The 25,184-nt window shown below is 69.9% G+C and carries 21 protein-coding genes; 2 read left to right on the forward strand and 19 right to left on the reverse strand.

Translation table 11 applies throughout. The features are described from left to right. Window positions 1-403: 403 nt before the first annotated feature. From IT359_16535 to IT359_16610, 16 genes are all read right to left on the reverse strand, one after another. A complete protein-coding gene (locus tag IT359_16535; protein MCC6930597.1) occupies window positions 404-1,330 on the reverse strand; it encodes a histone deacetylase in 927 nt (308 codons plus the stop codon). Then, window positions 1,327-2,841: a hypothetical protein gene (locus IT359_16540; protein ID MCC6930598.1), complete on the reverse strand. Its 1,515-nt coding sequence runs from the start codon at window positions 2,839-2,841 to the stop codon at window positions 1,327-1,329. The genes IT359_16535 and IT359_16540 overlap by 4 nt, the downstream gene beginning before the upstream one ends. Then, window positions 2,825-3,448 (reverse strand): DUF4159 domain-containing protein, encoded by a 624-nt coding sequence (locus IT359_16545; protein MCC6930599.1) that lies wholly within the window; start codon window positions 3,446-3,448, stop codon window positions 2,825-2,827. The genes IT359_16540 and IT359_16545 overlap by 17 nt, the downstream gene beginning before the upstream one ends. Then, complete coding sequence (locus IT359_16550; GenBank protein MCC6930600.1) at window positions 3,445-5,535, reverse strand: hypothetical protein; 2,091 nt, start codon at window positions 5,533-5,535, stop codon at window positions 3,445-3,447. The genes IT359_16545 and IT359_16550 overlap by 4 nt, the downstream gene beginning before the upstream one ends. Continuing rightward, window positions 5,532-6,917, reverse strand: coding sequence for a BatA domain-containing protein (locus IT359_16555; GenBank protein MCC6930601.1), 1,386 nt, complete (start codon window positions 6,915-6,917; stop codon window positions 5,532-5,534). The genes IT359_16550 and IT359_16555 overlap by 4 nt, the downstream gene beginning before the upstream one ends. A gap of 3 nt (window positions 6,918-6,920) precedes the next feature. Continuing rightward, on the reverse strand, window positions 6,921-7,889 hold the full coding sequence (locus IT359_16560; protein ID MCC6930602.1) for a DUF58 domain-containing protein: 969 nt from the start codon (window positions 7,887-7,889) through the stop codon (window positions 6,921-6,923). Between the two features lie 151 nt (window positions 7,890-8,040). Further along, window positions 8,041-9,126: a MoxR family ATPase gene (locus tag IT359_16565; GenBank protein MCC6930603.1), complete on the reverse strand. Its 1,086-nt coding sequence runs from the start codon at window positions 9,124-9,126 to the stop codon at window positions 8,041-8,043. A gap of 113 nt (window positions 9,127-9,239) precedes the next feature. Next, entirely contained in the window at window positions 9,240-9,584 is a 345-nt protein-coding gene (locus IT359_16570) for a hypothetical protein (protein ID MCC6930604.1), read from the reverse strand. Further along, entirely contained in the window at window positions 9,581-9,868 is a 288-nt protein-coding gene (locus tag IT359_16575; protein MCC6930605.1) for a hypothetical protein, read from the reverse strand. The genes IT359_16570 and IT359_16575 overlap by 4 nt, the downstream gene beginning before the upstream one ends. A 7-nt stretch (window positions 9,869-9,875) precedes the next feature. Then, window positions 9,876-11,258 (reverse strand): GAF domain-containing sensor histidine kinase, encoded by a 1,383-nt coding sequence (locus tag IT359_16580; GenBank protein MCC6930606.1) that lies wholly within the window; start codon window positions 11,256-11,258, stop codon window positions 9,876-9,878. Window positions 11,259-11,396: 138 nt separating this feature from the next. Further along, window positions 11,397-12,800, reverse strand: a complete 1,404-nt coding sequence (locus tag IT359_16585; protein MCC6930607.1) for an alginate export family protein — start codon at window positions 12,798-12,800, stop codon at window positions 11,397-11,399. Between the two features lie 64 nt (window positions 12,801-12,864). Beyond that, window positions 12,865-13,518, reverse strand: a complete 654-nt coding sequence (locus tag IT359_16590; protein MCC6930608.1) for an SCO family protein — start codon at window positions 13,516-13,518, stop codon at window positions 12,865-12,867. Next, a complete protein-coding gene (locus IT359_16595) occupies window positions 13,515-14,342 on the reverse strand; it encodes a formylglycine-generating enzyme family protein (protein MCC6930609.1) in 828 nt (275 codons plus the stop codon). Before IT359_16595 ends, IT359_16590 begins: the two co-directional genes overlap by 4 nt. A gap of 14 nt (window positions 14,343-14,356) precedes the next feature. Continuing rightward, entirely contained in the window at window positions 14,357-15,856 is a 1,500-nt protein-coding gene (nirK, locus tag IT359_16600) for a nitrite reductase, copper-containing (protein ID MCC6930610.1), read from the reverse strand. Between the two features lie 318 nt (window positions 15,857-16,174). After that, a complete protein-coding gene (locus IT359_16605) occupies window positions 16,175-16,852 on the reverse strand; it encodes an SDR family NAD(P)-dependent oxidoreductase (GenBank protein ID MCC6930611.1) in 678 nt (225 codons plus the stop codon). Between the two features lie 46 nt (window positions 16,853-16,898). Next, window positions 16,899-18,260, reverse strand: a complete 1,362-nt coding sequence (locus IT359_16610; protein ID MCC6930612.1) for a M20/M25/M40 family metallo-hydrolase — start codon at window positions 18,258-18,260, stop codon at window positions 16,899-16,901. 266 nt (window positions 18,261-18,526) lie between these two features. Between IT359_16610 and IT359_16615 the strand changes: the two genes are divergently transcribed. Together IT359_16615 and IT359_16620 are read left to right on the forward strand one after the other, a co-directional pair. Then, window positions 18,527-19,168: a hypothetical protein gene (locus tag IT359_16615; GenBank protein ID MCC6930613.1), complete on the forward strand. Its 642-nt coding sequence runs from the start codon at window positions 18,527-18,529 to the stop codon at window positions 19,166-19,168. Then, window positions 19,165-19,797, forward strand: coding sequence for a response regulator transcription factor (locus IT359_16620; protein MCC6930614.1), 633 nt, complete (start codon window positions 19,165-19,167; stop codon window positions 19,795-19,797). Before IT359_16615 ends, IT359_16620 begins: the two co-directional genes overlap by 4 nt. 86 nt (window positions 19,798-19,883) lie before the next feature. On the opposite strand, the gene IT359_16625 is transcribed toward IT359_16620, so the two are convergent. The 3 genes from IT359_16625 to IT359_16635 all read right to left on the reverse strand — a co-directional run bounded on the left by IT359_16625 (window position 19,884) and on the right by IT359_16635 (window position 25,075). Further along, on the reverse strand, window positions 19,884-21,185 hold the full coding sequence (locus tag IT359_16625) for a hypothetical protein (GenBank protein ID MCC6930615.1): 1,302 nt from the start codon (window positions 21,183-21,185) through the stop codon (window positions 19,884-19,886). An 85-nt stretch (window positions 21,186-21,270) separates the two neighbouring features. Then, entirely contained in the window at window positions 21,271-24,480 is a 3,210-nt protein-coding gene (locus tag IT359_16630) for a SusC/RagA family TonB-linked outer membrane protein (GenBank protein ID MCC6930616.1), read from the reverse strand. Window positions 24,481-24,640: 160 nt separating this feature from the next. After that, window positions 24,641-25,075 (reverse strand): hypothetical protein, encoded by a 435-nt coding sequence (locus tag IT359_16635; protein ID MCC6930617.1) that lies wholly within the window; start codon window positions 25,073-25,075, stop codon window positions 24,641-24,643. Window positions 25,076-25,184 lie beyond the last annotated feature (109 nt).

Genomic DNA, 25,184 nt, shown 5'->3' on the forward strand with positions numbered 1-25,184 from the left:
CGCACTGTACGTGACATAGGCGACCGGCTCCGTCGTGTTGTGGCTCTGGTCCGTCGGCTCGTCCGGCGGCGTAACCCACGTTACCACGACCGCGAGCCGGTCGCTTCATTCTGACTGACCCCAATTTTGGAGGAGCCCATTTGGGGGGCGGGGGCTGGTTGCGGGCGCGGCGCTAGGTCGCGCACTCGGCGCCGAATCGGTCGGGCTCGTAACCGCTTCCTGGGCACTGACAACGGGGCTTCCGCCCTATGATGCGGCGCGCGCGACGAGCTGGAGGGCGGAGGTGCGGGGTGGCCGCCCATAGTCCCGCAACATCGGGGTCAGAGTCACCGAGAATTTGGTTCGCTGACTCTGACCCCAATCTGGATGTGACCCCGATTTGGATGACCTCGATTTGGGGGGGCTAGAGGAGGGCGCGGAGGTGGGTGACGCAGGCGGCGCCGAGTCGGTCGGGGGCGTAGCCGCCCTCGAGCGCGCTGACGAGGCGGCCTCCGCACCATGCGGCGGCGCGCTCTACGAGCTGGCGGGTGAGCGCGTCGACATGCTCGTGCTCGAGGGTGAAGCCGCCCAGGGGATCGCCGTTGAGGGAGTCGAAGCCGGCGGAGACGAGGATGAGGTCGGGGATCCAGGAGGTCGTCGCGGCGTCGACGGCGCGCGTGAGGGCGTCGACGTAGCGCTGGGCGGGGAGACCGGGGGGCATGGGGACGTTCCAGACGGAACCGTGCGGGCCGCGGTCCTCGGCGGGGCCGGTGCCGGGGTACCAGGGCCACTGGTGCATGGAGACGAAATGGATGTCAGGCTCCTGCTCCACCAGGGCCTGCGTCCCGTTGCCATGGTGCACGTCCCAGTCGATGATGAGGACGCGCCGTGCGCCATGCCGCATCCGTGCGTAGTGCGCAGCAATGGCGACGTTGCCGAAGAGGCAGAAGCCCATGGCGCGAGCGCGCAGCGCGTGATGTCCCGGCGGGCGCACGGCGGCGAAGCTGCGCAGCACGCGCCCCTCGAACGCCAGGTCGACGCCATCGAGCACGGCGCCGCATGCGGCGCGCGCAGCGTCGCACGATCCCTCGCTGGCCACGGTGTCGGCGTCGAGGTGCCCGCCGCCGCCAGTTGCAACCGCTGCGGCATGCGCGATGTAGGCCGAGTCGTGCACGATGGCCAGTTCCTCCACCGTGGCGTGCCGCGCCTCGAGATGCTCGAGCGCCTGATAGAGGTCGAAGTCGTTGCGCAGCGCGCGCGGGATGGCACGCAGGCGGCCGACGTGCTCGGGGTGACTCCACCCGGTATCGTGTCGGCCGCAGTCGGCATGGCTGATGTAGGCGACGGTCATCGGGCTCCGCGCAGTCGGCGTGACGACCACTCAACGAGGAGTGCGGTGAGGAAGATGGCGAAGAGGAGTGCATCCCAGGGCGTGGTTCCCTGCGCGCCGTGCGTCGCCGACGCGCCGGCGCCTGGGCGCCCGAGCGCGGAGACGAGGGCGGCGTAGGGCGCCTCGTCGACGACGGGCGCCTCCGCCAGCTGCACGAGGGGCGCGTAGGCGACGGACGAGACGAGCGATGACCACCACGCGCGGTGCGCCGCGGGGGCCTCGTCGTCGCCGGCCATGCGCCAACGCCAGGTGTCGTCATAGCCGACGAGGATGGCGCGACCGGCCTCGACGCGCGCGGCAACGACGCGCGCCTCGCGACCGGTGCGGTCGAGGACGACGGCGTCGCGCTCGATGGCGGAGAGCGCCACGCCATCCAGGGCGCGCCGCGGCGCATCCGATGCCAGGGCGCCGAGGCGCGGCGTCACGAGCGCACCCAGACGAGCGGGGAGGAGTGCGGCGATGGCGGGGATGGACGCCGCGCCCCGCGCCACGATGACGCCGCCGCCGCTGCGGACAAAGCGGGCGATCGCCGGTGCATAGGGCGCGGCGGTCCTGTCGAGCGCGATGACGGCGGCGTAGTGCGCCGTGTCGATGACGAAGGCACTCCCCTGCCTAACGTCTACGTTGGGAGCGACGCGGAAGCGCGCATCGACGCCCCACCCCGCCTCCTCCAGGGCGGCGGCGACGAACTTCCCTTCCCAACTCGCGTTGGCGACGACGAGCACCGGGCGCAGCAGGAGCGAGTCACGGGCGGCGCTCGACGCCTCGCCGACCTCGCCTTGCGCACGCACCACGCCGTCGAGCATGGCGTCGATGGTGCGCACGCCTCCGACGGCAACGCGCGCGGAGTCGAGCGTCCCCGCTTCGTCGCGCACGCGGAGCACGACGTCAGGCGCCGCCAGCGCCACGACGCGCGCGCGGCCGCGCGGGTCGGCCACGGGCTCGACGAGCGCGGCGATAGCGCCGGCGGCGGCATGGGTGGCTTGGGCCGCGTCGGTGGCGGCCGCAGCGACGGTAGCGTCGCTGGCAGATGCGACGCCAGCGCCCGTCGCAGTAGTTGCAGTTGCAGCTGCCGCCGTCCTCCGCCACGTAACGCGTGCACCAGCGTCCGCCAAGGCACGGGCCCACTCGCGCTCGCGCCGCCCCGGGATCGAGTCGAGCGTGAGCTCGAGCGCGGCCGGCCCGTCATCGGTCGCGCGTGCAAGCGCCTCGGGGAGCGCGCGGGTGCTCGCCACCACGAGGGCGCCGCGCCGATCTCGCGCGCCGTCATCGAGTGGACGCCACGCCCGCCACACCAGCACACCTAACGCCACCAGCGCCGCCCCCCGCGCCACACGCTCCCGCCGGGACGCGCGCACCATCCGCGGCGCGTCCACCACCCGCGGCGCGTCCACCACTCGCGGTGCGCGCTCCATGCGCGGCGAACGCCCGCGCCCCGCCATCGGCGACTCGTCGTCAGCGGGTGAGCGCATAGACCACCAGATTCACGGCAAAGCGCGTGTTGTCCACCGAGAAGAAGCGCTTGTTGTCGGGATGATAGTTCCACTCCGACGAGTAGTCCTTGTTGCTGTAGAGGACGGCGATACGGCCGCCGCGCAGTGCCGCCATGAGGTACGGATGCACGAGGTTGTCGCCCCACCCGTTCAGCTCGTGCGAGGTGTTGGGCGGGCCGTCCTCGAAGCGGAAGAAGGCGGAGTAGAGCGGATGCGTATTGGGGAGCTTGGCCAGCTTCCCCGCCGCCGCCTGCAACGCCTCCGTGGCGGTCTTGTGGAACATGCCGTCGACGTCGTGGTTGTGATCGTCGACGAAGAGGAGCCCGCCGCGCTCGAGATAGCGCTCGAGCATGCGCCGCTCCTGCGACGTGAAGCGGACGGGAAGGTGCCCCGTCAGGTACAACAACGGATACTGCAGCACCGCCTCCGAGCCGAGCGGGACGACGGCGCCCGACGGGGCCACGTCGATCTCGGTGTAGCGGGCGATCGAGTCGATGATGTTGGCCGGGACGAGCGGCGCCGAGTCCCAGTCGCCGGACTCGTACTGCGCGGTGGCGAAGGTGAAGGCGGGGGTGCGGGCGCTCATCGCACGCCTCCCCAGGGTGGGATCGAATCGCCGGTGACCATGGCGTCGTCGAGCGCACGGCGTGCGCGGAGGAGCGAGGCGGTCGCGTCGCGGGCGCTGCGCAACTCGGCGATGGCGGCTTCGAGCGCCGAGGCGGCGGCCGGGCGCGCGTCGGCCACCGCCAGGCGCAAGATGATGAGAGAGTCGACCGCCGCGGCGCCGTCGTTCGGCAGGAGGGCGAGGGCGCGGGCGAAGCGTTGCAGCTGCGGCCGCCGGCTTCCCGCCGACGCCGCCCGTGGCGTGCGCGGCGACGGGTCGCCGGTCCCCTTCCCCGCCAGGCGCACGCGCGCCAGGTCGACCACCACGCGCGGCGGCGCACCGCGGAGGTAGAGCCGCTCGGCGGCGCGGGCGCGCTGGATGGCGGCGAGCGCGGCATACATCGGCTTGATGGCGCGCCGCGGCTCGCCGCCGTCGAGGGCGCGCCCGGCGTCCCACATGGCGTTGTAGGCCTCGAGCATTGGGCGGTTGATGGCCAGCACCGGCGTCTCGTCGTGCTCGAAGTCGATCGCGTTTCCCGCTCCCTGCGTGGCGCGCTCGGCGGCCTGGAGGAGCTGCTCGGGGGTGAGCGGGGCACTGCCTAACTGTTCGGTGTCGGCGTGACCGTGGCCGTCGCCATGGAAGTGCTCGCCGTCGGGCTCGCCCCCCAGCCGGGCAAAGATGATGTCGCTCACCTGCCGCCTGAGCCGCGCCTGGTCGCGCCCGATCCGGCGCGACTCGGCGACCAGGTCGGGGCGCGGGAGTCGCGGGGCGCGCTTGAGCAACGCCTCGGTGAGCATGATGAGCATGCGCTGCGAGATGACCGACTTGTCGGCATCGGGGGGCGGGGCCTGCTCGACGGCCACCGAGTCGTACTCGCCGAGTCGCGCCACGCGAATCGTGCGCGACTCGGAGGTCCCCACGCCCGGCCCGGAGACGCTGTTGCGATCGACGGCGACCGCCCGCACGTGCACCACGTCGCCGGGTGCGAGGGCGAGCGACTCCAGGGAGAGCGATGAACGCAGCGGCGCATCGCGTCCAACGCCGAGCGGTAGCGTGCCTAACGTCCCCGACTTGAAGGTGAAGCGTTCACCTTCACCGGAACTCACGATGTACTCGAAGCGCGCGCTGGCGAGCGCCAGGTCGTCGTGCAGGTCGGCGGCGAGCGCGATCGAACCGGTGCTGACGCGGAGGACAGTATCGCGCGCGGGGAGGCGCAGGGTGACCGTCGGCGCGGAGTCGATCAGCGGTTCGAGGGCGATGAGTCGTGCGTCGCCGCCGGTGCGCTCGATGCGGAGGAGCGATCGTGCGCTGTCGCTGCGGAACTCGGCGCTCCACCGATCGTCATTGCCCGACGTCGCGATCGAGCGAGCATCGCGCGTGACGCGCGTGGACGAAGCCGCGCCGCGCCCCTGCACGGTGACGACGCTCCCGGGATAGGCGCGCACCATGGCCGGCGACTCAAGGCGCACGGCGGGGAGGGCGGTGTAACCGGGGGGGCGTATGGTGACAAGGACCGCGCCTAACGGGGCGGCGTGCGACGATGCGGCACCGGCGCCAAGACCGGTGCGCCGATCGACGCCGGTATGCGCAGGCGACGCTGGGGTGAGGGCGAAGGCGACGGCGCCGACGGCGGCGATGATGATCGGCCAGAGCAGCGCGCGTCGCACGGCGCGCCACGCCGGCGCTTCCCAGTCGGCGGCGCGCACCGCGCGTTCGAGGTAGCCGGCCGACAATGGCGGTGGTGCCTCGTCGACGGTGGTGACGAGGGCGTAGCGCAGCGCCGGTGTGTGTTCCTCGAGCCAGAGTGCGGTGCGCTGCGCCGACAGGCGCACGACGGCCGACCGCATCCAGCTCCAGGCCGCGGTGCCCACGGCGGCCACGAGGGCCCAGGCGGCGACGCCGGATGGCGATCCCCCAACGATGCGCAGCGCTGCCGCCACCAGGAGCCCCGCGCCACTGGCGAGGAGCGCGGCGCGCAGCGATGCGGCGAGCAGGAGAAGACGCCTCCATTGCGAAACACGTCCGCGCGCCGCCGTCAGGGTGACGTCCTCGCCAGGAAACGCCGTCATGCCGCCTCCGAGGTGGCGGTGGCGCTGCGCGGTTCGGCATCGGCGTCCGGGGCGCGTCGGCGTCGCATCCACCACTCGGCCGCCAGCAGCAAAGCGACGACCGCGAGCAGCCACCGCTGCGCCTCGCGCCCCTGTTCGGCCTCGGCGACTAGCGTGCGTCGGGCGGTGCGCGAGTCGGCTGGTTCACGCGCAGGATGCATGGCCCAGTTAGCGAGCCGAGCGCTGTCGACCACGGTCATGGCGCCACCGCCGCACGGCGCCGCGAGCTCGCGGAGGGCCGCGCGGAGCGACGTGGAGAGCGCGGCGTCACCTGACGTCGAGAGGGCGACCCCTATCGTACGAATGCATCCCGCGCCGAGCGTCGACTCGAGGGCGGCGGGCGCGCCATCGCCCCAGCGCGCGATGACGCTGGCGATCGGTGGCGCATTGCCCCGGGACGAACCCTCATCCGGGACAGCGCCGCCGACTGCGATTGCGGCGAAGCGGGCGATGGTCGTGCGGTCGCCTAACGTGAGAGCACGTGGCGTGAAGGCCGACGCGGGGAGGGTGAGTCGCGGCCAATGGATGACGATACCTCCCTGGCGCGCGGCAGCGGAGTCGGCGGCGGTGATGGCGTCGCGCACGATGCGCGTGCGGCGCGAGGCGACGCCGGCACTCGGAATGGCGAGGGCGAGCGCGGCGTCGACAGGATCGCGCAGCGACTCGGGGGCGCCCGCGGCGCCCGAGATGCCGACGTCATCGCTCATGCGCGCTGTCGCCATGGAATCGGTGACGGCGGCGACGCGCATGGTGCGGACGGGACCGTCCCATCGCGCCCGCACCGCGTCCATCGACGCGTCCCAGCTCTCGGTGGCGAAGGGAGAGATGACGACCAGTTCGACGCGCTCGTGCGTTGGCGCGAGGCGTCTTGCTTCGCGAATGGCGACGATGAGGCCGGCGCCGAGTGACCCGCGGACCATCGCGACATCACCGAGGACGGTGTCGGGGAGGACGCGCGCGGTGGAGTCGACGCGGACGCGGACTACGGTGGCGGCGCCGGCAGCGGCGGTGCGCGCGCTGTCGGTCACCTCGCGCGCGCTGGCCACGCGGCGTGCGGCGTCGAGGACGAGGACGCGGGCCACGCCGCGCCGTGCGGGGTGCCACGACGGACGGGCCAGGGCGAGCCCCGCCAGGAGCAATGCGGCGACGCGCAGGAAGAGGAGGACCACGTCGCGCAGTTGCACGGTGCGCGAGAGGGCGCGCGTGGACGCGGCGGGGGCAAAGCGCGCCGTGGGAAGCAGGCGCGGCGCGGGGCGCCGCCAGGCCAGCAGGTGCAACGCGACGACGACGCCGGCGGCAAGGGCGGCGCCAAGGAGGAAGAGGGGGGCGGCGAGTATCGGCACCGCTCAGCGATCGCCGAGGCGGGACTCGAGCGGCGGAAGCGGCGCGCCGCCGCGCCTAACGTCTCCCCCGTGTCCGCCATCGCCCAGCGCATCCCCTTCGCCCGAGCGCCTCCCCGCCCCCGTCGCCACCCCCCGCACGACGAGCGCCGCATCATCCTCCGCCTGCACCTGCCGGTAGCTCGCCCCCGCCAGTCGCCAGGCGCGCGCGGTGGCCGAACGCCACTCGGCGAAGCGGGCGCGGTAGGCGGCGCGCCCTGCCGCGTCCAGCGGGCGCTCGATGGTGTCGTCTTCCGGATCGACCGCCAGGGCGAGCGCCGGGGGCGGCTCGAGTTCGTCGCGCGACACCACGTGCACCACGTGCACATCACCGCCGGCGTGGGCGCGCGCGGCGGCGGCCCCGCGCAGAGCCTCCTCATCGCCCAGCAAGTCGCTCACGACCACGAGCCGGGCGCGCACGGGGACGGCGAGGAGCGCCGGCGCCAGGGCGTGCGCGCCGGCCGGCGTGGCACTGCCTAACGCGGAGACCAGCTCGACGAGGACGTCGGCGCGGGTGCGGGCGCGCACGTGCACGAGGCCGCGCGCGGCGGCGATGACGGCGCCGACCGGATCGCCCGAACGCTGGGCAACGGCGGCGATCCCCACGGCGAGCGCGCGCGCCATCCACCACTTGGCGTGCGACGCCTCGGGAAAGGCCATCGACGCCGAGGCGTCGATGACGAACCAGGTGGGGTGCACCGCGCGGTCGTCCGAAAGGCGCGTAAAGGCGCGATCGCTGCGGGCGAGGAGCTTCCAGTCGAGCTGGCGCGGATCGTCACCCTGGCGATAGAGGCGGTACTCGCTGAGTTCGGGGGCGCGCCCGCGCAGGCGGGAGAGATGTGCGCCGGTGTGCGTCCCGCTCACGCGGCGTCGCGCCGGCCAGGTGAGCCCGCGCACGGCATCGAGGATGGGGCCGTACTCGCGCGGGATCGACATGGGCGATCAGCGGGGGTTGACGCGAGCGGCGACTCTGGGGTGGGCGACGCGGCGGACGCGGGGGGCCCCCCCCAACAACAACATCCACCCGCCCCCCCACATCTCCCTCACCATTTCCTTCCGCATCGTACCCGTTCCACCGCAGCCGACGCTACAGCCGCACGCCGCTCGCCGGCGCGCTCACACGCTCCACCACCTCGCGCACGATCCGCTCCGCCCCGATCCCCTCCGCCTCCGCCGCGAAGTTGGGCAGCACCCTATGCCGCAGCACCGGCCCCGCCACCCGCCGTATGTCCTCCGGCGCCACCGCCATGCGCCCCGACAGCAGCGCATGTGCCTTGGCCCCAAGGATCAGCGCCTGCCCCGCGCGCGGGCCAGCCCCCCAGCGCGCGTACCGCTTCACCAGCTCGGGAGCGCCTGACGAGTCGGGGCGCGTGGCGCGCGCCAGCGCCGCCGCATAGCGCAGCGCCGGCTCGCTCGCCGCCACGTCGCGCGCCAGCCGCTGCAACGCCAGCGTCTGCGCCCCATCCAGCACCGGCTGCAACTCGACCTCCAATCTCCCGGTCGTCGCGCGCAAGATCGCCACCTCCTCGTCCTCACCCGGATACCCGACGCGAATGTCGAAAAGGAAGCGGTCCAGCTGCGCCTCGGGGAGCGGGTACGTCCCCTCCTGCTCGATCGGGTTCTGCGTGGCCAGGACGAAGAACGGTTCGGGGAGTCGCATCGTCTCGCCCGCCGCCGTCACGCGGTGCTCCTGCATGGCCTCGAGCAGCGCGGCCTGCGTGCGCGGCGGGGCACGGTTGATTTCGTCGGCCAGGACGATGTTGGCGAAGACGGGCCCGCGCACGAAGCGGAACGAGCGCCCCCCCGTGCTCGCGTTCTCCTCGAGGATCTCCGTCCCGGTGATGTCGCTGGGAACGAGGTCCGGGGTGAACTGGATGCGCCTGAAGTCGAGTCGCATCGCGTCGGCCACCGAGCGGATCATCAGCGTCTTGGCCAACCCGGGGACGCCAACCAGCAGCGCGTGCCCGCCGGCGAGGATCGCCATCAGGATCTCGTCCAGCACCTCGCGCTGCCCCACGATGCGGCGCGCGACTTCGTCGCGCAGGCGCGACGCCGCCGCCAGCAACGCCTCCGGTTGCAGCTCTGCCGAGTTTGGGGAAGCGTGGGCGGCCGCGCTGGCGGCCGCGCGCGCGGGGCCTGCTGCGTCCGCAGGGCCCGCGGAGACCGCAGACATGGAGGAAGTCGTCGAAGGAGTCAGCGCCAACCGTGCCTAACGTGTGGCCACCTGCGACGCGACGCAGGTGCGGTCATCGCACCGCAGCGGCGGCAATCGTACCGCCGCGGCAGCTACCGCACCGGGCGACGCCGACGGCTCGTGATGAGGAAAATAGATCCATCCGTGCCCCCCGCCTCGCTGATCGACGCGCCCTCGTTGAGCACCTCGATCCCCGCGAGCTTCACCACATACCCGGCCACGTTCGCGGCATCGTCGGGCACGAGCGCCTGCAGCGCACGCGCCTTCACCACCGACACCGGGGTGTCGGCCGGCGCGTCGATGCGAACCGTATCCCACACCTCGGCCACCGTCACCCGCACCGTGATGACCGGCTCGTTTCCCGTGCCCAGCCGGATCACCCCGGGACGGGAGCGGAGCTGCGCCGTGAACGGAACCGATGTCGACGCGGCGCTCATGTCGTGGCCTCCACGGCGCGCGGGAGCGTGGCCAGGAATCGCGACACCTGCGCGTCGAACATGTACGAGGCAGCCGTCACCAGCGTTGCCCCGTCGCGCTCGACGACGCCAAACACGATCTCCTCGCCCCCCTGCCCGCGAAGCGAGACGTGTGCGGCGCTCTCCTGCTCCGGAAACGCGGCGTAGATGTTGATGCGTCGGGCGAAGAACTCCTTCGCCGCGGCCAGCACGTCGGCAGGGGCCAGCGTCGTGCGCAGCTCCTGCATGGTCCGTCGTTGCGTCATGCCCGAATCACGTGATCGTTAGGTTACCCCGCGCATCGAGCGCGGGCTCGAACTCCAGCGGCAGCGCGAGCGTGAACGCCGTCCCGCTCCCCGGCGCCGATCGCAGCTCAACATCGCCACCCAGGAGTCGCGCCAATCTCCGAGCCAGCGCCAACCCCAGCCCCGACCCCCCGTAACGGCGTGTCACCGAGCCATCCACCTGGCGAAACGCCTCGAAAACCGTCCCCTGCGCCTCCACCGGGATCCCGATCCCCGTATCGGCAACCGTGAAGTGGACCCGGTCTCCCACCAGCGTCACCCCCACGTCGACTCGCCCGCGCGGGGTGAACTTGTACGCGTTCCCCAGCAAGCTAGCGAGGATGCGGGAGATTTTCTTCCGGTCGGATTTCATCCGCGGCATGAACGGCGGCACCTCGGCCACGTGCAGCTCCACCTCGCTCGAGCGCCCCTGCGCCGACGCCACCACGTCGTGCAACACCGCCGCGGGGTCAAACTCCTCGATATAGAGCGAGATGTCGCCGCGCGTGAGCGTCGTCAGCTCGAGCAGGTCCTCGATGAGTTCCAGCAAGCGCTCGCTCGACCGCTTCACGTGCGCCAGGTCCTGCCGCTGTCCGTCGGTGAGGGGGCCGGAAAGCTCCTCCTGCAGGATCGAGATGTAGCCGAGCACCGAGGTGAGCGGCGTGCGCAGCTCGTGCGAGATGTTGGCCAGGAACTCGTCCTTCGCCTTCCGCGCCTCGACGACCGCCGCGTACTGCTCCTCCAACTCGGCGTTGGCCTCGGTGAGGGCGGCGTTGGTGCGACGCAGCTGCTCGATGAGCGACGCCTTCTCGGCGGTGGCCGACATCTGGTCGGCGACGAGACGCATCATCCCGCGCGACTCGGGGCCACGCTTCCCCGATTCGGCGAAGTAGAAGGTCACCGCCCCCAGTACGCGGCTCGACGTCTGCAGCGGAAGTGCGACGAGCGACTTGAAGCCAAGCTCCGCCGCCACTTCTCCCCAGTCCTCCAGGTCGGCGTCTGTGAAGACGTCGGGGACCTCGATCACGCGCCGCTCGGCGACCGCCTCGCCGCTGGGGCCAAAGCCCAGGCGCACCCGCATCTCCCCCAGCCACGGCTTGTAGCGCTCCGGCCAGTTGTACGCGGCGATGAGGTGCATCAGCTCCGAGACGCCGTCTACCAGGTAGACCGAGGCGAAGGTCGCGCCGACCAGCGGCGAGACGCGGTCCAGGGCGAACTGGAAGACCTCCTCGGGACGGTCGGCGTTGAGGAAGGCGTGCACGATTTCGCGCACCGCCATCAACTCACGCAGCGACTCGGGCGTGGTCGAGGTGGGGAGGACGGGCTTGGACGATCGCAGCCCCTCGGGGGCCTTGCGGAAAGCCTTGGGCACGGGCGTGGATACTAACGTCGGGCAAGCGCGCCGTGAAGAACGGCAACCCCTACGGCAGAGGCCAGCGCACGAATGGGCGCCGCAACCTCGACGCCCATTCCTGGTATGCCCGCGGTATTCCGTCGCGCGGTCGCTGCGCTAGAACGTCGCGGTGAGCGCCGAGAAGAGCCACGAATACGCTCGTGCGCTCCCGGACTCCTTCATGAAGGCACCGGGGGCGAAGCGCGCAAAGCCGCCGTCCATGCGCATGTGCCGACCCAACCGCCACTGCAGCGTGACGTCGAGTTCCGTTCCCACGGCGCGCGAAGTCCCGGCGTTGCCGGCGCGGAACACGCCACCCGTCGCGTCGTACGCCGCGTCGGCGGTGGAGGCGCGCTGGAAGGAGTGCAGCCCGGTCCTGAAGCGACCTGCGGGGAGCGGGGAGAACTGCACGACGAAACGCTCTTCCACGAGGTTGCGGCGCCCCAGCACGTCGGCGTAGCCGGCGTATGCATGGGCCAGGGGATACAACTGATCCCACGTCCCGCTCTGCGCGCGTTCGCCCGCGGCGGTCCCGCTCGCCCGATCAAAGCCCAGCGCGAACGACGGAGTCCAGCGACGCTTGGGCGACCAGGTGAGGTCGCTGGCGAGCATGGTGGCGTAGGATGTGTTGCCGCTGGTGCTCACCTGCTGCGCGCCGCCTTCGACCTCGAGCAGGAGGTCGGGACGGGCAAGTGGCGTGACGACGCGCGCCGTTGCCGCCGAACGCTTCGTGGACGGCGTCGTCCCCACCGCGTCCAGCGACTTGACGAGGATGGCGCCTTCGACGATGCGGCCGCCGCGCGGCGCCTGCCAGGCGGCGGTGGTTCCCCAGAGTTGGGCCACATCATCGGCGATGTCGCGGCGAAGCGGGCGCAACGTGAGCGGGTGCGCCGCGAAGGCGCCGAGCGCGAGCGAGCCGCGCCGCGCCTCCACCGCCGCGCCCTCGAAGACGCGGCGCACGTTGGCCCAGTCGAGCGGCGAGATGATGCGCTCGCGCCCCAGCAGCAACTCCTGCCGTCCCACGCGTGCGGCGGCCTTCACGCCGTTCATGGTTCCACCCAGCTCTACAAATGCGTTGCCGAGGTCGCCGCGATCGCGATCGATCGCACGCGCGCCGCCGGGCAACTCCCGGCCGGAGACATCGGCAAAGCGCCCCTCGACAAAGGCGCGCACGTGCGTCCCCAGGTGGAGGTCGGCGTGCAGGTGCGCGCGGACCGCGGTGAACGCATCGGTGCGCGTGCCGGCGCCGCCACCAAGGAAGTTCTGGACCGATTCGCCGCGCACGCGCACGTGTCCACCGAAGGAGAGCCATGCCGCCCCTCCCTCACCTAACGCGATGTGCTTGAGCGGATCGAGCGGATCGCCGGAGGGAGCCTTGGACCAGTCTTCGCGAAAGCGGAGGTTCTCGAAGGCGGGGCGCGGTGCGGGGGCAGCCGCCTGGGCACCGGCATGTGCAGCGGGACGGAGCGCACCGGCCACGATGCACAGCGTCGGCAGGAGCAATCTGGCACGGGCTTGCATGAACGATGATGGGATGGATGTCGAGGCGCCGCGCGGGAGGCGCGCGGTGCCGGAGGTGGTTGCCCTAACGCGCGGGTGCCGCGGCGCGCGCGGCGGCGACGACGGCCTTGCCAAGTGCCTCGCGGTCGCCCGGAACGCGCGGCGACTGGAAGCGCATCACGCCGTCGGCGTCGAGCACGCTGATGATGTTGGAGTGGTCGAAGTCACCGCTCGGCAGTTGCCGGTAGCTCACGCCGAGCAGCACCGCCAACTGGCGCACGTCGGATGGTGCGCCGCGCACGACGAGCCACCGGTCGTCGAGCGCCATCTTGCTCGCATGCCGGTGGAGCGCACCAACCGAGTCACGCGCCGGATCGAACGAGGCGAGGACGAAGCGCACCTTGGGCCTGACGTCGGCGGGGAGCGCATTCTGCACCAGCTGCATCTCGCGCGTGATGAGCGGACAGGTCATCGTGCACGAGGTGTACACCATGGCGACGACGACCGTCTCACCCCGCAGGTCGGCGAGCGCGATGGCACGTCCGTCGTGGTTGGTCCACCGCCCGGAGAGACGATAGAGGGAGAGTTCGGGGAGCGCGCCGGCCGCGGTACGTCCTTGCGCCTGTGCCTGCGGCGCGACGAAGGGGAGGAGGCACAACAGCGCGCTGCAGCACGTGAGCGCGCGGCACGTGAGCGCGAGCGCGCGCCGTGCGCGGGGCGTCCCAACGCCGGTGATCATTGTCGTCCTCGTGCAGGAGAAGGCGCCGCATCGCGCGCGACGCGGAAGCCGAGCGTTGCCAATGCATAGGTGCCGCGCAGCGAACCGCGCACTGCGTAGCGCATGAAGGCCGCGTAGTTGCCGGGATCGGCGGTGAGCGCGGCCCCGCCGGCGCAGAACAAGCCGTCGTCAGGCGTTCCGTCGCCGCGCGACTCTCCACTGGTGACGACGGCGTTGAAGTCGTCGACCCATTCCCAGGGACCGCCGTGCAATCCCACCACGCCGTCATCGCTCACCAGGCGGGCGGTGGGGTTGGCGGCGCCTGACGACTGCGCACCGTAGGTCGACAGCAGGTGCGCCTGCAGGCGCTCGGGCGAGGGGCCGAGCGCGCGCTGGAAGCGGCTCGCGGCCAGTTCCCACTCCGCCGAAGTGGGGAGGCGTGCCCCCCGCCACTCGGCGTAGGCATGTGCGGCAAACCAGGAGACGTTCACCACGCTCGCCGTGGCATCGACGCCCGGTCCCGGCACCGTATCGTTTGCCCAGTGCCGCAAGTAGGCGGCGTCGGCGGCGATGCGCGGCACGCGCGAGCGCCGCCACTCGGGCCGGGCGATGACAAACTGCAGAAAATCCGCATTGCTCACGGGGCGCTCGGCGAGCAGGAAGGGCGCAACCGCGAGCCCCGTGTCGGCAACCCCCGCCAGGTAGAAGGGGCGCACATGTCCGCCCGCCACCGCACGATAGCGGAGGGCGGGCGCACGCTGTGCGGCGGCGCCCGAGGCGCCACCGCACAGCAGGACCAGCATCATCCCGCACACTCGCGCCTTACGCGTCGAGATGGGGAGCATGAGCGTGTGCTACCTCAGGGCTTGGGTCGTGCGGCGCGCACGCGCTGCACGTCCTTCAACGTCACCAGGTCGGTGGCGTGGTTGCCGAAGTTGGTGCGCACGTACGACAGCACGGCGGCAATGTCGGTGTTGGTGAGCGCGAGGCTCGGCATCACACCGTTGAACTTCTGCCCGTTGACCGTGACTTCACCCGACAAGCCACGCATCACGACGCCGATGGCGCGGTCCTTGTCCGCCATGAGGAAGTCGCTCCCCTTGAGCGGCGGGAAGGCCCCGGGGACGCCCTCTCCACCTAACTGGTGGCAGGCGACGCAGTTGCCGGCAAACACCTGCTGGCCACGGGCGAGCAGCTCGGCGCGCGGCAGTTCGCGTTCCGGCGCGGCGCTGGCCTCGGCCGGCATCGTCTGCACCGCCCCGCCTTCGGGGAGATACACGACGTCGCTCTGCTTGCCGGAGTAGATGACCTTCTGTTCGTCGCCCTCGACCTTGAGCATCCCCAGCGCCCCCTTGTTGAAGGCGCGGAAGATCGAGTGATCGACGAGAATGAACGTCCCCGGCACTTCGAGCTTGAAGTCGACCATCGCCGAACCGCCCGCCGGGACGAGGGTCGTCTGGACGTCATGCTGGTTGGCGATCGATCCACCTTCGGTGTAGACCTTGTCGAAGATTTCGCCGATCACGTGGAAGCTCGACACCAGGTTGGGGCCGCCGTTGCCGACGTACATGCGCACCTTCTCGCCCACCTTGGCCTTGAGTGCGTTGTCGCCGGCCACCGCGCCCACCGAGCCGTTGAAGACGACGTACTCCGGATCTTCGTGGAGCGCCTTCTCCATGTCGAACGGCTGGACGCCCGCCTCGCCATGGCGCCCCGCGGTGTAGAACTCGCTCTGCACGATGTAGAACTCGCGATCGACCGGAGGGAGCCCCTCGGGCGGTTCGACGAGGATGAGGCCGTACATGCCGTTGGCGATGTGCATGCCGACCGGCGCGGTTGCGCAATGGTAGATGTAGAGGCCCGGATTGAGCGCGGCGAACGAGAACTGCGAGCTATGCCCCGGCGCCGTGAACGACGACGCCGCGCCACCACCGGGCCCAGTCACGGCATGCAGGTCGATGTTGTGCGGCATCTTGCTCGTCGGGTGGTTGTTGAGGTGGAACTCCACCTCGTCACCCGAGCGCACCCGCAGCATGGGACCCGGCACCGATCCGCCAAAGGTCCAGAACGTGTACTCGACGCCGTCGGCGAGGCGCTTGCGCACTTCGCGCGTCTCGAGATTGATGATGATCTTCGCGGGAGTCTTGCGGGTGATCGCCTTGGGGACCGCAGGGGCATGGGCGACCTGGAGCGTCTCGACCGGGAGCGCGCCGCTCGGCCGATTCGCGAGCGGATCCCTCGCCGACGCCGAGTCCTGCTGGGAACAACCCTGGAGCGATAGTGCGACGCATACAGCTGCAACTAGCACACGAAACGGCGCCTTGCTCGAAGCGGAGACGGCGATGGTCGAGTGATCCACGGTGCGTACCGTTGGGCAGTGGGGGATGCGGCGCGTCGGCATCATGCAAGGGCGCGCCGCAGGGGGATTCGGGCGGCGAGAAACATCATATGCATATGTCGAATTGCGCATGGCACTTTCACCTACAACGGTGAAAGCACTTCCCTGAATCCACGTGAGGAAGTGCGCTACTTAACCCGCGTCGGTTGTTCGCAGTGCGCCGGTCGCACCCGGTCAGGCGCAAACGCTGCGTGAAGGCTCGGCAATTGTGTGTGCGCGCGACGTCGCGCGATGTCGCGCACCGCGCGCGTCCCGGCGCGCGCGGTGCGATGCGCGCACTCACCGCGTGGGGCGCGCGGCGCGAACCTCGACCATGAAGGTGAGGGCGTGCGCAGGCATGGAGAGAATCTGCGCAACACACGCGGCCACGTCGTCCGGGCGCAGCGCCCACGCCACCTTGGAACCGCCAGGGGTGAGTTCGGTGGCGACCGACCCCGGCATCACGAGCGAGACCTTCACGCCATGGTCACGCACCTCGAGCATGAGGCACTCGCTCAGCGCCTGCACGGCATGTTTGGTGGCGTTGTAGCCGCTCCCGCCGAGCATGATGCTTCGCCCGGCGATGGACGACACGTTGATGATGTGGCCGGCACCCTTGGCAATCATCCCCGGAAGGATGGCGTGCGTGACGTGATAGATGGCGTTGACGTTCACGTCCATCATCTCGCTCCACTCGTCGGGCATGAGGTCGATGAAGGACTTGCGGTGCATGACGCCGGCGTTGTTGACGAGCACGTCGGCCGTGACCCCCTGCAGCGCGGTGGCAATCGCCGTGGGATCGCGCAGGTCGACGCCGACGGCGGTGCAGCGCCCCCCCTTGGCGGCGATCTCGGCGCCGAGCGTGCGGAGCTGGTCCTCGCTACGGGCGAGGGCGACGATGTCGTAGTCGGGAGCGAGGCGGAGGGCGATGGCGCGGCCGATTCCTTTGGAGGCGCCGGTGATGAGGGCTGAGGGCATGGAGAGGCAGAAGACGAGAAGACGAGAAGACGAGAAGACGAGGGGGCTAAGCTGAGCGAAGCATTCGATTCACGATGCTGTGTATCAGGCGGACGCCAAAGGCGAGCGACTCGACGGGGACGCGTTCGTCGTGGCCGTGCATGCGGTCCTCGTCTTCCTGCGTGAGGGGGAACGGGAGGATGCCATAGCAGGGGATGCCGGCCTTGCGCAGCGTGGCCGAGTCGGTGGCGCCGGTGGAGAGATACGGGACGGTGCGGAGGCGGCCGTCGAGGGCGGCGACGCTCTCGGCGATGGCGCGGAATAGCGGCGAGTCGACAGGTGACGACGGCGCGTCGTCGCCGCTGGCGCGCACGCGGAAGGTGACATCGGGGTCGCCGACCAGCTCGCGCAGTCGCTCGATCACATCGTCGATCCGTTCGCCCGGGAGCGTGCGGATGTTGAGCGTTGCCTCGGCTTCAGTCGGAATCACGTTCGACCGGATACCGCCGCTGATGAGCGTTGGGGAGATCCCGTTGCGCAGGATGGCGTTGAGGGATGGGACGCGCGACAGCGTCCGGGCGCCCCTGGCGGCGCGCGCGGTGTCGTCAGACGCAACGTCGCCCATCGCGCGGCGCTGCGGAGCGTCGGGCCAGACGTGGGAGAGTTCCTCGAAGAAGCGCCGCGTCACGGGGCCCAGGTGCAACGGCTCCTGGTGCGCGCTGATGCGCGCGAGTGCCGCAGCCAGGCGGGTGATGGCGTTGCCGCCATGCGGGATCGCCGCGTGACCGCCCGGTCCGCGCGCGGTGACGATCACGTTGTGCGGGACCTTCTCCGCGCATTGCACCGCGGCGTAGAGCGGCCGCCCGTCGACCACGCGCACGCGACCGCCTTCGTTCAGCGCGAACTCGGCCTCCACCAGTTCGCGGCGATGCTCGAGGACCCAGTCGATGCCGTACGCGCCCCCCGTCTCCTCGTCGGACGTGGCAAGGAGGACCAGGTCGCGCGCCGGGAGCGTTCCCGTCTCCACGATGGCGCGCCTCTCAAGGAGCATCGCCATGAGATTGCAGGCGAGCATCCCCTTGTCATCGATGGCGCCACGCCCGTAGAGGAAGCCATCCCGAATCTCGGCGCCAAACGGCGGGACGCTCCACTTCGCCGCCTCCACGCCCACCACGTCCATGTGCGCCATGAGGAGAAGCGGACGCTGCGAGCCATCGCCGCGCACGCGCGCCACGAAGGCCGCGCGCCCTTCGGCCGGCTCGTCCAGCCAGGTCTCCACCCCTTCTGCACGCAGGACCTGGTCGAGGTAGCGCGCGACCGCCATCTCATTCCCGGGCGGGTTGCTCGTGTCGAGGCGAATAAGAGCCTGGAGGTGGCTGACGGTCTCGTCGAGGATCGGGTCGGAGAGTGCGGATGGGTCGGTGGTCATGCGCGGATGGCGGGGAGCGTGGGCGATCTCCTGTAGCCTAGCGAGGGCGGGAGAAGCGAACCAGAGCCGTGCGCGAACGTCCCCTCGCACGATGGCCGGGAAGCGCGCACATTGTCATCCTCAGGACGCGCCATCAGAGCCAGCACCGAGTGACGTCACCGCCCGCACCAGGTCCGCCCACGCCCCCCGCGACGCCCGCGCCGCCCGCGCCGCCCGATCCGTCATCACACGAGGCCGGCACGCGCGAGGTAGGGGCCTCGCGCCGCATGCTCGCCATCACGGAGTGGGAGCTGCAACGCATCCTGCTCGACATCCACGACGGCCCCGTGCAGCACATGTATGCCGCCCTCTCACAGGTGGAGCTGCTGGATGCCGCGCTGCAGCGCTCGGTTGGAGTGGACCCCGAGGTCGTGCAGCGCAAGGACCGCATCCGCAAGCTCCTGGAGGACGGACTCACCGAGGTGCGCTCGTTCATCGGGGCGTTCCGCGCGCCGGAGTTCGAGCATCGCCCGTTGTTGCAGCTGGTGGACGAGCTGCTCCTGCAGCACGAGCACCTCACCGATACGCAGACGACGCTGGACACCGACGCCGAGCTGCCGCCCGAGGACCTCCCGGTGCGCATCGCGCTCTATCGCATTCTGCAGGAAGGGCTGTCCAACGCCTACCGCCACGGCGGCGCGAGCAAGGTGACCGTCTCGCTGCGCGCCGTGCGCGGCGGGGCACGAGCGCGCCTGCGCCTCGAGATCGTCGACAACGGCGCAGGCTTCGATACGACGGACGCCCTTGGCGAAGCGCATTTCGGGCTGCGCGGGATGCGCGACCGGGTGGAGATGGTGGGGGGCTCGTTCGCCCTGTCGAGCGCGCCCGGCAAGGGAACGCGCGTCACCGTGGAGGTCGACGCCCAATGACGCCGCGCCTCCGCATCCTGCTGGCCGATGACCACGCCCTCGTGCTCGAGGGGCTTCGCTCGCTCCTCGACGCGCAGCCCGACATGCAGGTGGTTGGGGCCGCGACCGACGGGGCTCAGGTGATGGAGCAGTTGCGCAACCACAAGCCCGATGTCGTCGTGCTCGACCTGGAGATGGGGACGATGAGCGGGCTGGCCTGCCTGGAACGAATTCGCGCCGAGAAGATCCCGGTGCGTGTGCTCGTCCTCTCGGCGTATGGCGATGGCACGTCGATGCGCGCCGCGCTCGACGGCGGCGCCGACGGCTACGCCCTCAAGACCGACCCGCCGCGCAACACGGTGGACGCCATTCGCCAGGTGTATCGCGGGCAGCTCGTCTTTCCGCTGGCGGCCAAGCGCTGGTTGTTAGGCAAGTCCGCGTCGTCGGACCCGCGGCAGCTCACCGAACGCGAGGAGTCGGTGTTGGCGCTGCTGGCCGAGGGGGCGACGAACGCCGAGATCGCGCGCCGGCTCCGGGTGAGCGAGAACACCGTCAAGTTCCACCTGCAGAACCTGTACATGAAGCTCGGTGTGGGGAACCGGACCGAGGCGGTGGCGGTGTACCTGCGCGAGCGGGCGCCGAGGCGATAGGCGCCTAACGGGCGGGGGTGAACACGAGAACGAGGTGGCGCCAGCTGCGGCGCCACCTCGTTCGTCGACCTGCCTACTGCGCGCGGTTACTGCCCGCACGCCGGTTGGATGCTCACCACCTTGGGGTTGGACAGGCGCTCGCCGTTGGTGATCGGGAACAACGATCCCGGGCAGACGCGCGCCTCGGACGTTGCGCCCCATCGCGAGCTCACGATGCCGAAGCGGTACATGTCATTCAGGCGTCGTCCCTGCATCACTGTGTTTGCCTGACGCTCGTGGATCAGGATTTCGAGCGCCGTTGGCTGCGGCGCCGCGCCCGTCCAGGACGGGAGGGCATTGAGGGCGCGAAGCTGGCTGATGCGCGACGTGAACTCGGGGGTGTTCCCCTTTGCCAGCGCCACCTCCGCCACGATCAGGAGCATGTCTCGCGACCCGGTCACGGTCAGCGGCGACATGGTCTGTCCGTTCACGAACTCGGTGAGCAGCTGTCCCGCCGCCGGATCGGGCTGCCCCGTGATCGGATCCTTCAGGGCCACCGTCATCACCTTGGTGGTGTAGTTGTAGGTGGCCAGCGATGGGTTGAAGATGACCTCGCGACGCGAGTTCGTGCATGAGGGGAGGAAGCAGTTCCCCCACCCCATGCCAACTTGCACTTCCAGCTTGAGGCGGTAGTCGCTTCCCAGGAGCGGGAGCGCGGCGATGGCATCGTCGGCCGCCCCCTGGTCATCGACCAGTGGCTGCGCTGGCGTCTTGCCGGAGGGGTTCAGCTTGCGCCAGATCGCGCGATCGAACTTCGCCCGCGCCCGCACCGCCAGGATCTGTCCCTTGAGGAGCGTGTTGGCCGCCGGGACGGAGGCGAGGGCGCGGGTCGCCGCCACCTCCGCCGAGTCGTACAGCGTGACCATCTTGTCCGGCCCCACCGCATCTCCCGCCTCACGCTGATTCGAGGCGATCACGAAGTTGTCGAAGTGATTGGCCAGGTAGTCGTACGTGATCGCGGCGTACAGGTTCGCCAGCGCCAGCTGCGTGGGATCGGCCAGTGTTCCGGCCGCCTTGAACTCCTCGAGCTGCGTGACGGTGCGCGCCGCCATGAAGCGGGCCGGCGTCATCCCGGAGAACGCGTCCTCGAGGAACTCGTTGTAGGGATCACGCACCTCGCCACGGCTGAGCCGGTCCACGCCGTCGAGCGAGCCGCTCCAGACAAAGTTGTCGCTGGCGATTTCGGCATGCCCCACCAGTTGCACCGCGCCGCGCGTCAGCGCCGCCAGCGTCCCGTTGACCTGCGCTGCGGCAGAAGCGGGCACCTTGAGCGCATCGGCGTTGACGTTGTTCGGGTTCTCTACATCCAGCAGGCTGCCGCACGCGCCCGACAGGAGTGCGATGACCATGCCGCATGCGATGCTCACCCGTTGAGCCTGCCGGCGCGCCTGCATCGGATCTGCGATTCTCAATCTCATGGATCGTCGATGCTCCCTAGAATCCAAGGCGGACGGTGAGGGCGAAGCGACGCGGAAGCGGAAGCGCGAAAGTGTCGCTCGATTCGTAGAAGTTGTTGTCGACCTGGTTGGACGAAAGGCTGTTCGAGACGCCGCCCCAGTTGGCCTCGGGGTCGGTGCCGGGATAGCGTGTCCACAGCATCAGGTTGCGCGCCGCAAACATGAACTGAACCTCGCTGGCCCCGATGCGCGAGGCGAGGCGAGCCGGCGCCGTATACGTCAGGCTCAATTCACGCCAGCGGACCATGTCGCCCGGATCGTTCTGGTTGGCCCCGTCGTATGGCGAGAGCGCCACCAGTCCCAGCCACTTCATCGCGGCGTCGTAGCGCTGTTCCGCCGTGGACGCAGGGTTCAGGAGCGTGGCCTCGACCTTCGTGGCGGCCATCTTGTTGCGGCCGAGTGTCGGCGAGGCGTTGCGGAAGGCGTCCGTGAGGTTGGTGATCGTGTAGTTCCCGGTCTTGTACTCGAACAGGGTCGCGACCTTCCAGTGCTTCGCCACGCGAAGGTTGCCTCCGAACGCGCCCTGCCAATCGGGCATCGGCTTCCCCTGGTAGTGATCGAGGTAGTCGCCGTTCCCGTTGTCGTCCGCCCGGAGGAGCTTGAGATTCGTCGGGTTGATCGGGTTGGCGAGCGCCGCCAGCAGCTCGGCCTTGGTGGCCGCACGCCCACTCGTGCCTAACGTGAACGGCGTCTCGTCCGGCTTGAGGCAACCGCCCTTGGCCTGGGCGGCCGCGTTCGAGTAGCTGCTGCACGGCGCCATGATCTTGGCCCCGAACAGCGAACCGGGGGCATAGCCCTCCTTGATGAAACCACGGACGCGTACGTATGACCCCTGCACCTTGATGGCCGGCGCGCCGCCAAGGCTCACCACGTTCTGGTGCAGGTACGACGCGTTCGCGAAGAGGTCGAGCGACAGGTTCGGCTTGTTGACGACGTAGCCATTCACGCCGATCTCCCACCCGTTGGCCTCGAGCTCGCCAATATTGGCCAGCTGGCGGGCGGTGAAGCCACCGGAGAGCGGAAACTGCTTCTGCACCAGCGCGTCCGTCACCCTGCGGCGCCAGTTGGTGACCGTGAGGCTCACACGATCGTTGAGGAAGCCTGCTTCGGCCCCCGCTTCGAGTTCGGTCGAGACTTCGGGCTTGAGGTCAGGATTCCCGAGGTTGTCGGGCATCAGGCCGCCACCCGTCGATGCGGCCTGCGCGCGATACGTCGTGAACTTGTCGAACGCCCCCGGCTGTCGCCCCGAACGGCCGATCGCCGCGCGAACGCGGAACGTCGAGACCAGACCCGAGGTCCACCACGGACGGTCGGACGGGACCACCGAAAGGCTCGCTTTCGGGTACAGCACCCCGCCGGCACTCTCGCCGAAGGCGCTGTTATAGTCGTAGCGCGCGCCCACGGTGCCGAAGATCCAGTCGCTCAACCCGACCTGCTCCTGCACGAAGTAGCCCGCATTGACCACCTTCACGAGTCCCTCGTACACGCTCGGCGTATTGCCGGCCCCCACCACTTCGAGCCCCGGCCCGGGGAAGTTGCGGTTCGACCCCCCTTCGTTCCGCTGGTTGGTGATGAAACCCTGTCCGCCGACCACGAGCGTCGAGCGGATGGCGGAGGTGAACTGACGATCCCAACTCGTCTTCACGTCCAGGGTCACGTTCTGCTGCCACAAGTCATCGACGCTGCGCGAGCCATCGGGGGCGTTGAGCGAGAAACGATCCACGGCATTCCCGAACGGCATGAAGCTCACCGCACGCATCGACGTGTTGTCGAGCCCGAGCGTCGCGTCGAAGTTGAACTCCGTGGTGGGCGTCCAGCGCGTTGTCAGGGCACCCGTGTAGTGCGTCCCGTCCTGGTAGATCTCCTGTTGCAGCGCCTCACGAACCGTGTTGCTCAGGGTGTTGCCGAATGGGTTCCCGGCTCCCTTGCAGCGCCCGTTGCCCGCGATCGCATCCAGGGATTTGACGCCGTTCGCGTCGAGGCAATAGCCCTGATCCGGGCGCGCATACATCGCCTGCGCATACGGCGAGTAGATCGAGTTGCCGCCCTGCGGCACCTCGCTATGCAACACCGTGTAGCGCGACTGGAAACCGATGTTGATTTTCTCGCGCGGGAAGATGTTCAGGTTCATCGAACTCTGCACCCGTCGCGCGATGTCAGCCTGGAGACCGCCGAGTTTGTCCGACGTGAAGGGGCCGTCCTCATATTGATAGCGCCCGCCAACGTAATACGTCATGCGATCCGTGCCGCCGGTCACCGAGCCGTTCAGCACATTCCCGTACCCCGTCTCGTACAGCTGCTTCGTCACGTTGTAGCCGAACGGGACGAAGGGGGTGATGGTCTGGCTGTACAACTTGCTCAGGAGCGTGGCCTGATCGGAGGTTCGTGCGAAGCCTGTGTTGGGGGCGACGCGATCGCTCGGGTAGGCCAGCTGCGAGCGCTCGTAGTCCAGGTTCCATCGCGCATTTCCTTGCGCGCCCTTCTTGGTGAAGATCTGGATAACGCCGTTGGAGGCCTCGGTGCCGTAGAGCGTCGCCGCGGCCGCTCCCTTGAGCACCTCGATGCGCTCGATCGATGTCGGGTCGATGTCGTCGAGGCGCGACGTTGCCGTGCCACCGAAACCGGAGCCGCCGTTGTCCATGCGTACCCCGTCGATATAGATGATGGGGTTGTTGGACTGCGAGAGCGAGGCGTTGCCGCGAATGCGAATGCGCGCCCCGCCACCCGTCACGCCGCTCGAGGGAAGGACCATGACGCCCGGCATCCGCGCCGCCAGCGCCTCGGTGGGGGTCTGGATGGGAGCGCTCCGGAGCTCGGCGATATCGACCGTGCCGATCGTGTTACCGAGCTTCTTGGTCTCCACCGCCGTTCCAGTTCCCGTGGTGACCACCGCTTCCAGCTGCAACGCCGACTGCTGGAGGGCGAACTCCACGCGTGCCGTCGCTCCCAGAGCGACCGTCACGCTCCGGGATGCCTGGGCATATCCGATGAGGCGCACGCGCACTTCGAGCGTCCCCACCGGGACGTTGGTAAGCCGGAACGTCCCGGTGACGCTGGTGCTGGCGCCAATGCTCGTGCCGGCGATAAACGCCTGCGCGTTGGCGAGTGGCTGCTGGGTGGCGGCGTCGCGGACCACGCCCTCGATCGAGCCGGCGGTGGTCGGTGCAACCTGCGCGTGCGCGCTCACCCCTGCGCTCGCCAGGCCGAGGAATGTCGCCGTAGCGATGTACCTGGCAGTTCGGCTAACGACCCATCTGTTGATCACAACGTCCCTCCGACTGTGGTGAGATGCTACGAATGGACAGGAACTTCCTGCTGGTAGCGCTTGCGGCCCCCGACGAGGCGGATCAGGGTGGAATCCCCCCACCGCCGGGTGGGCCGTCGCCCCCCGCCACGCCGCGCATGTGTCGCACGCTGAGGAAGACCGCGATCGTCCCTGCCACTGCCGATGCCGCCACGACCATCGTGCGCCGCTTGTCGAGGGTGCGGCGTCCAGTGAATGCCACCGCGTCGGCGGGAATCGCGACACGCTTGCCCACCCACGACACGCGCTGCGCCGTGAACGCGGAGATGGACGTAGTCATGCGAAGCACCAGCGAGTCACCGGTCGCATCGAGCACCTCGCCCTCGAGGATCGCGGGGGTAACGCCAAGTTGCTTGCCTACGGTCGGTGCGCCCTGCTCGTTGAGGCGCACGCGCACCACCGATCCTGCCAGCGCGCCGCCGGCCATCGGAACGAACTCGAAGCATCCCGTCAGGAGCACCAAGATGACAATGCGCATCACCGTCGCGAGCGCACGCCCGCGCCGACGTCGTTCGGGATACCGTGGACGCGGGAAGCGCGCGAGGCGCGAGCGACGCATGGGAAGCGCGTCTCCCGACTGGTCTGAC

It is taken from the genome of Gemmatimonadaceae bacterium (assembly GCA_020852815.1).
Classification (GTDB): Bacteria; Gemmatimonadota; Gemmatimonadetes; order Gemmatimonadales; family Gemmatimonadaceae; genus SCN-70-22.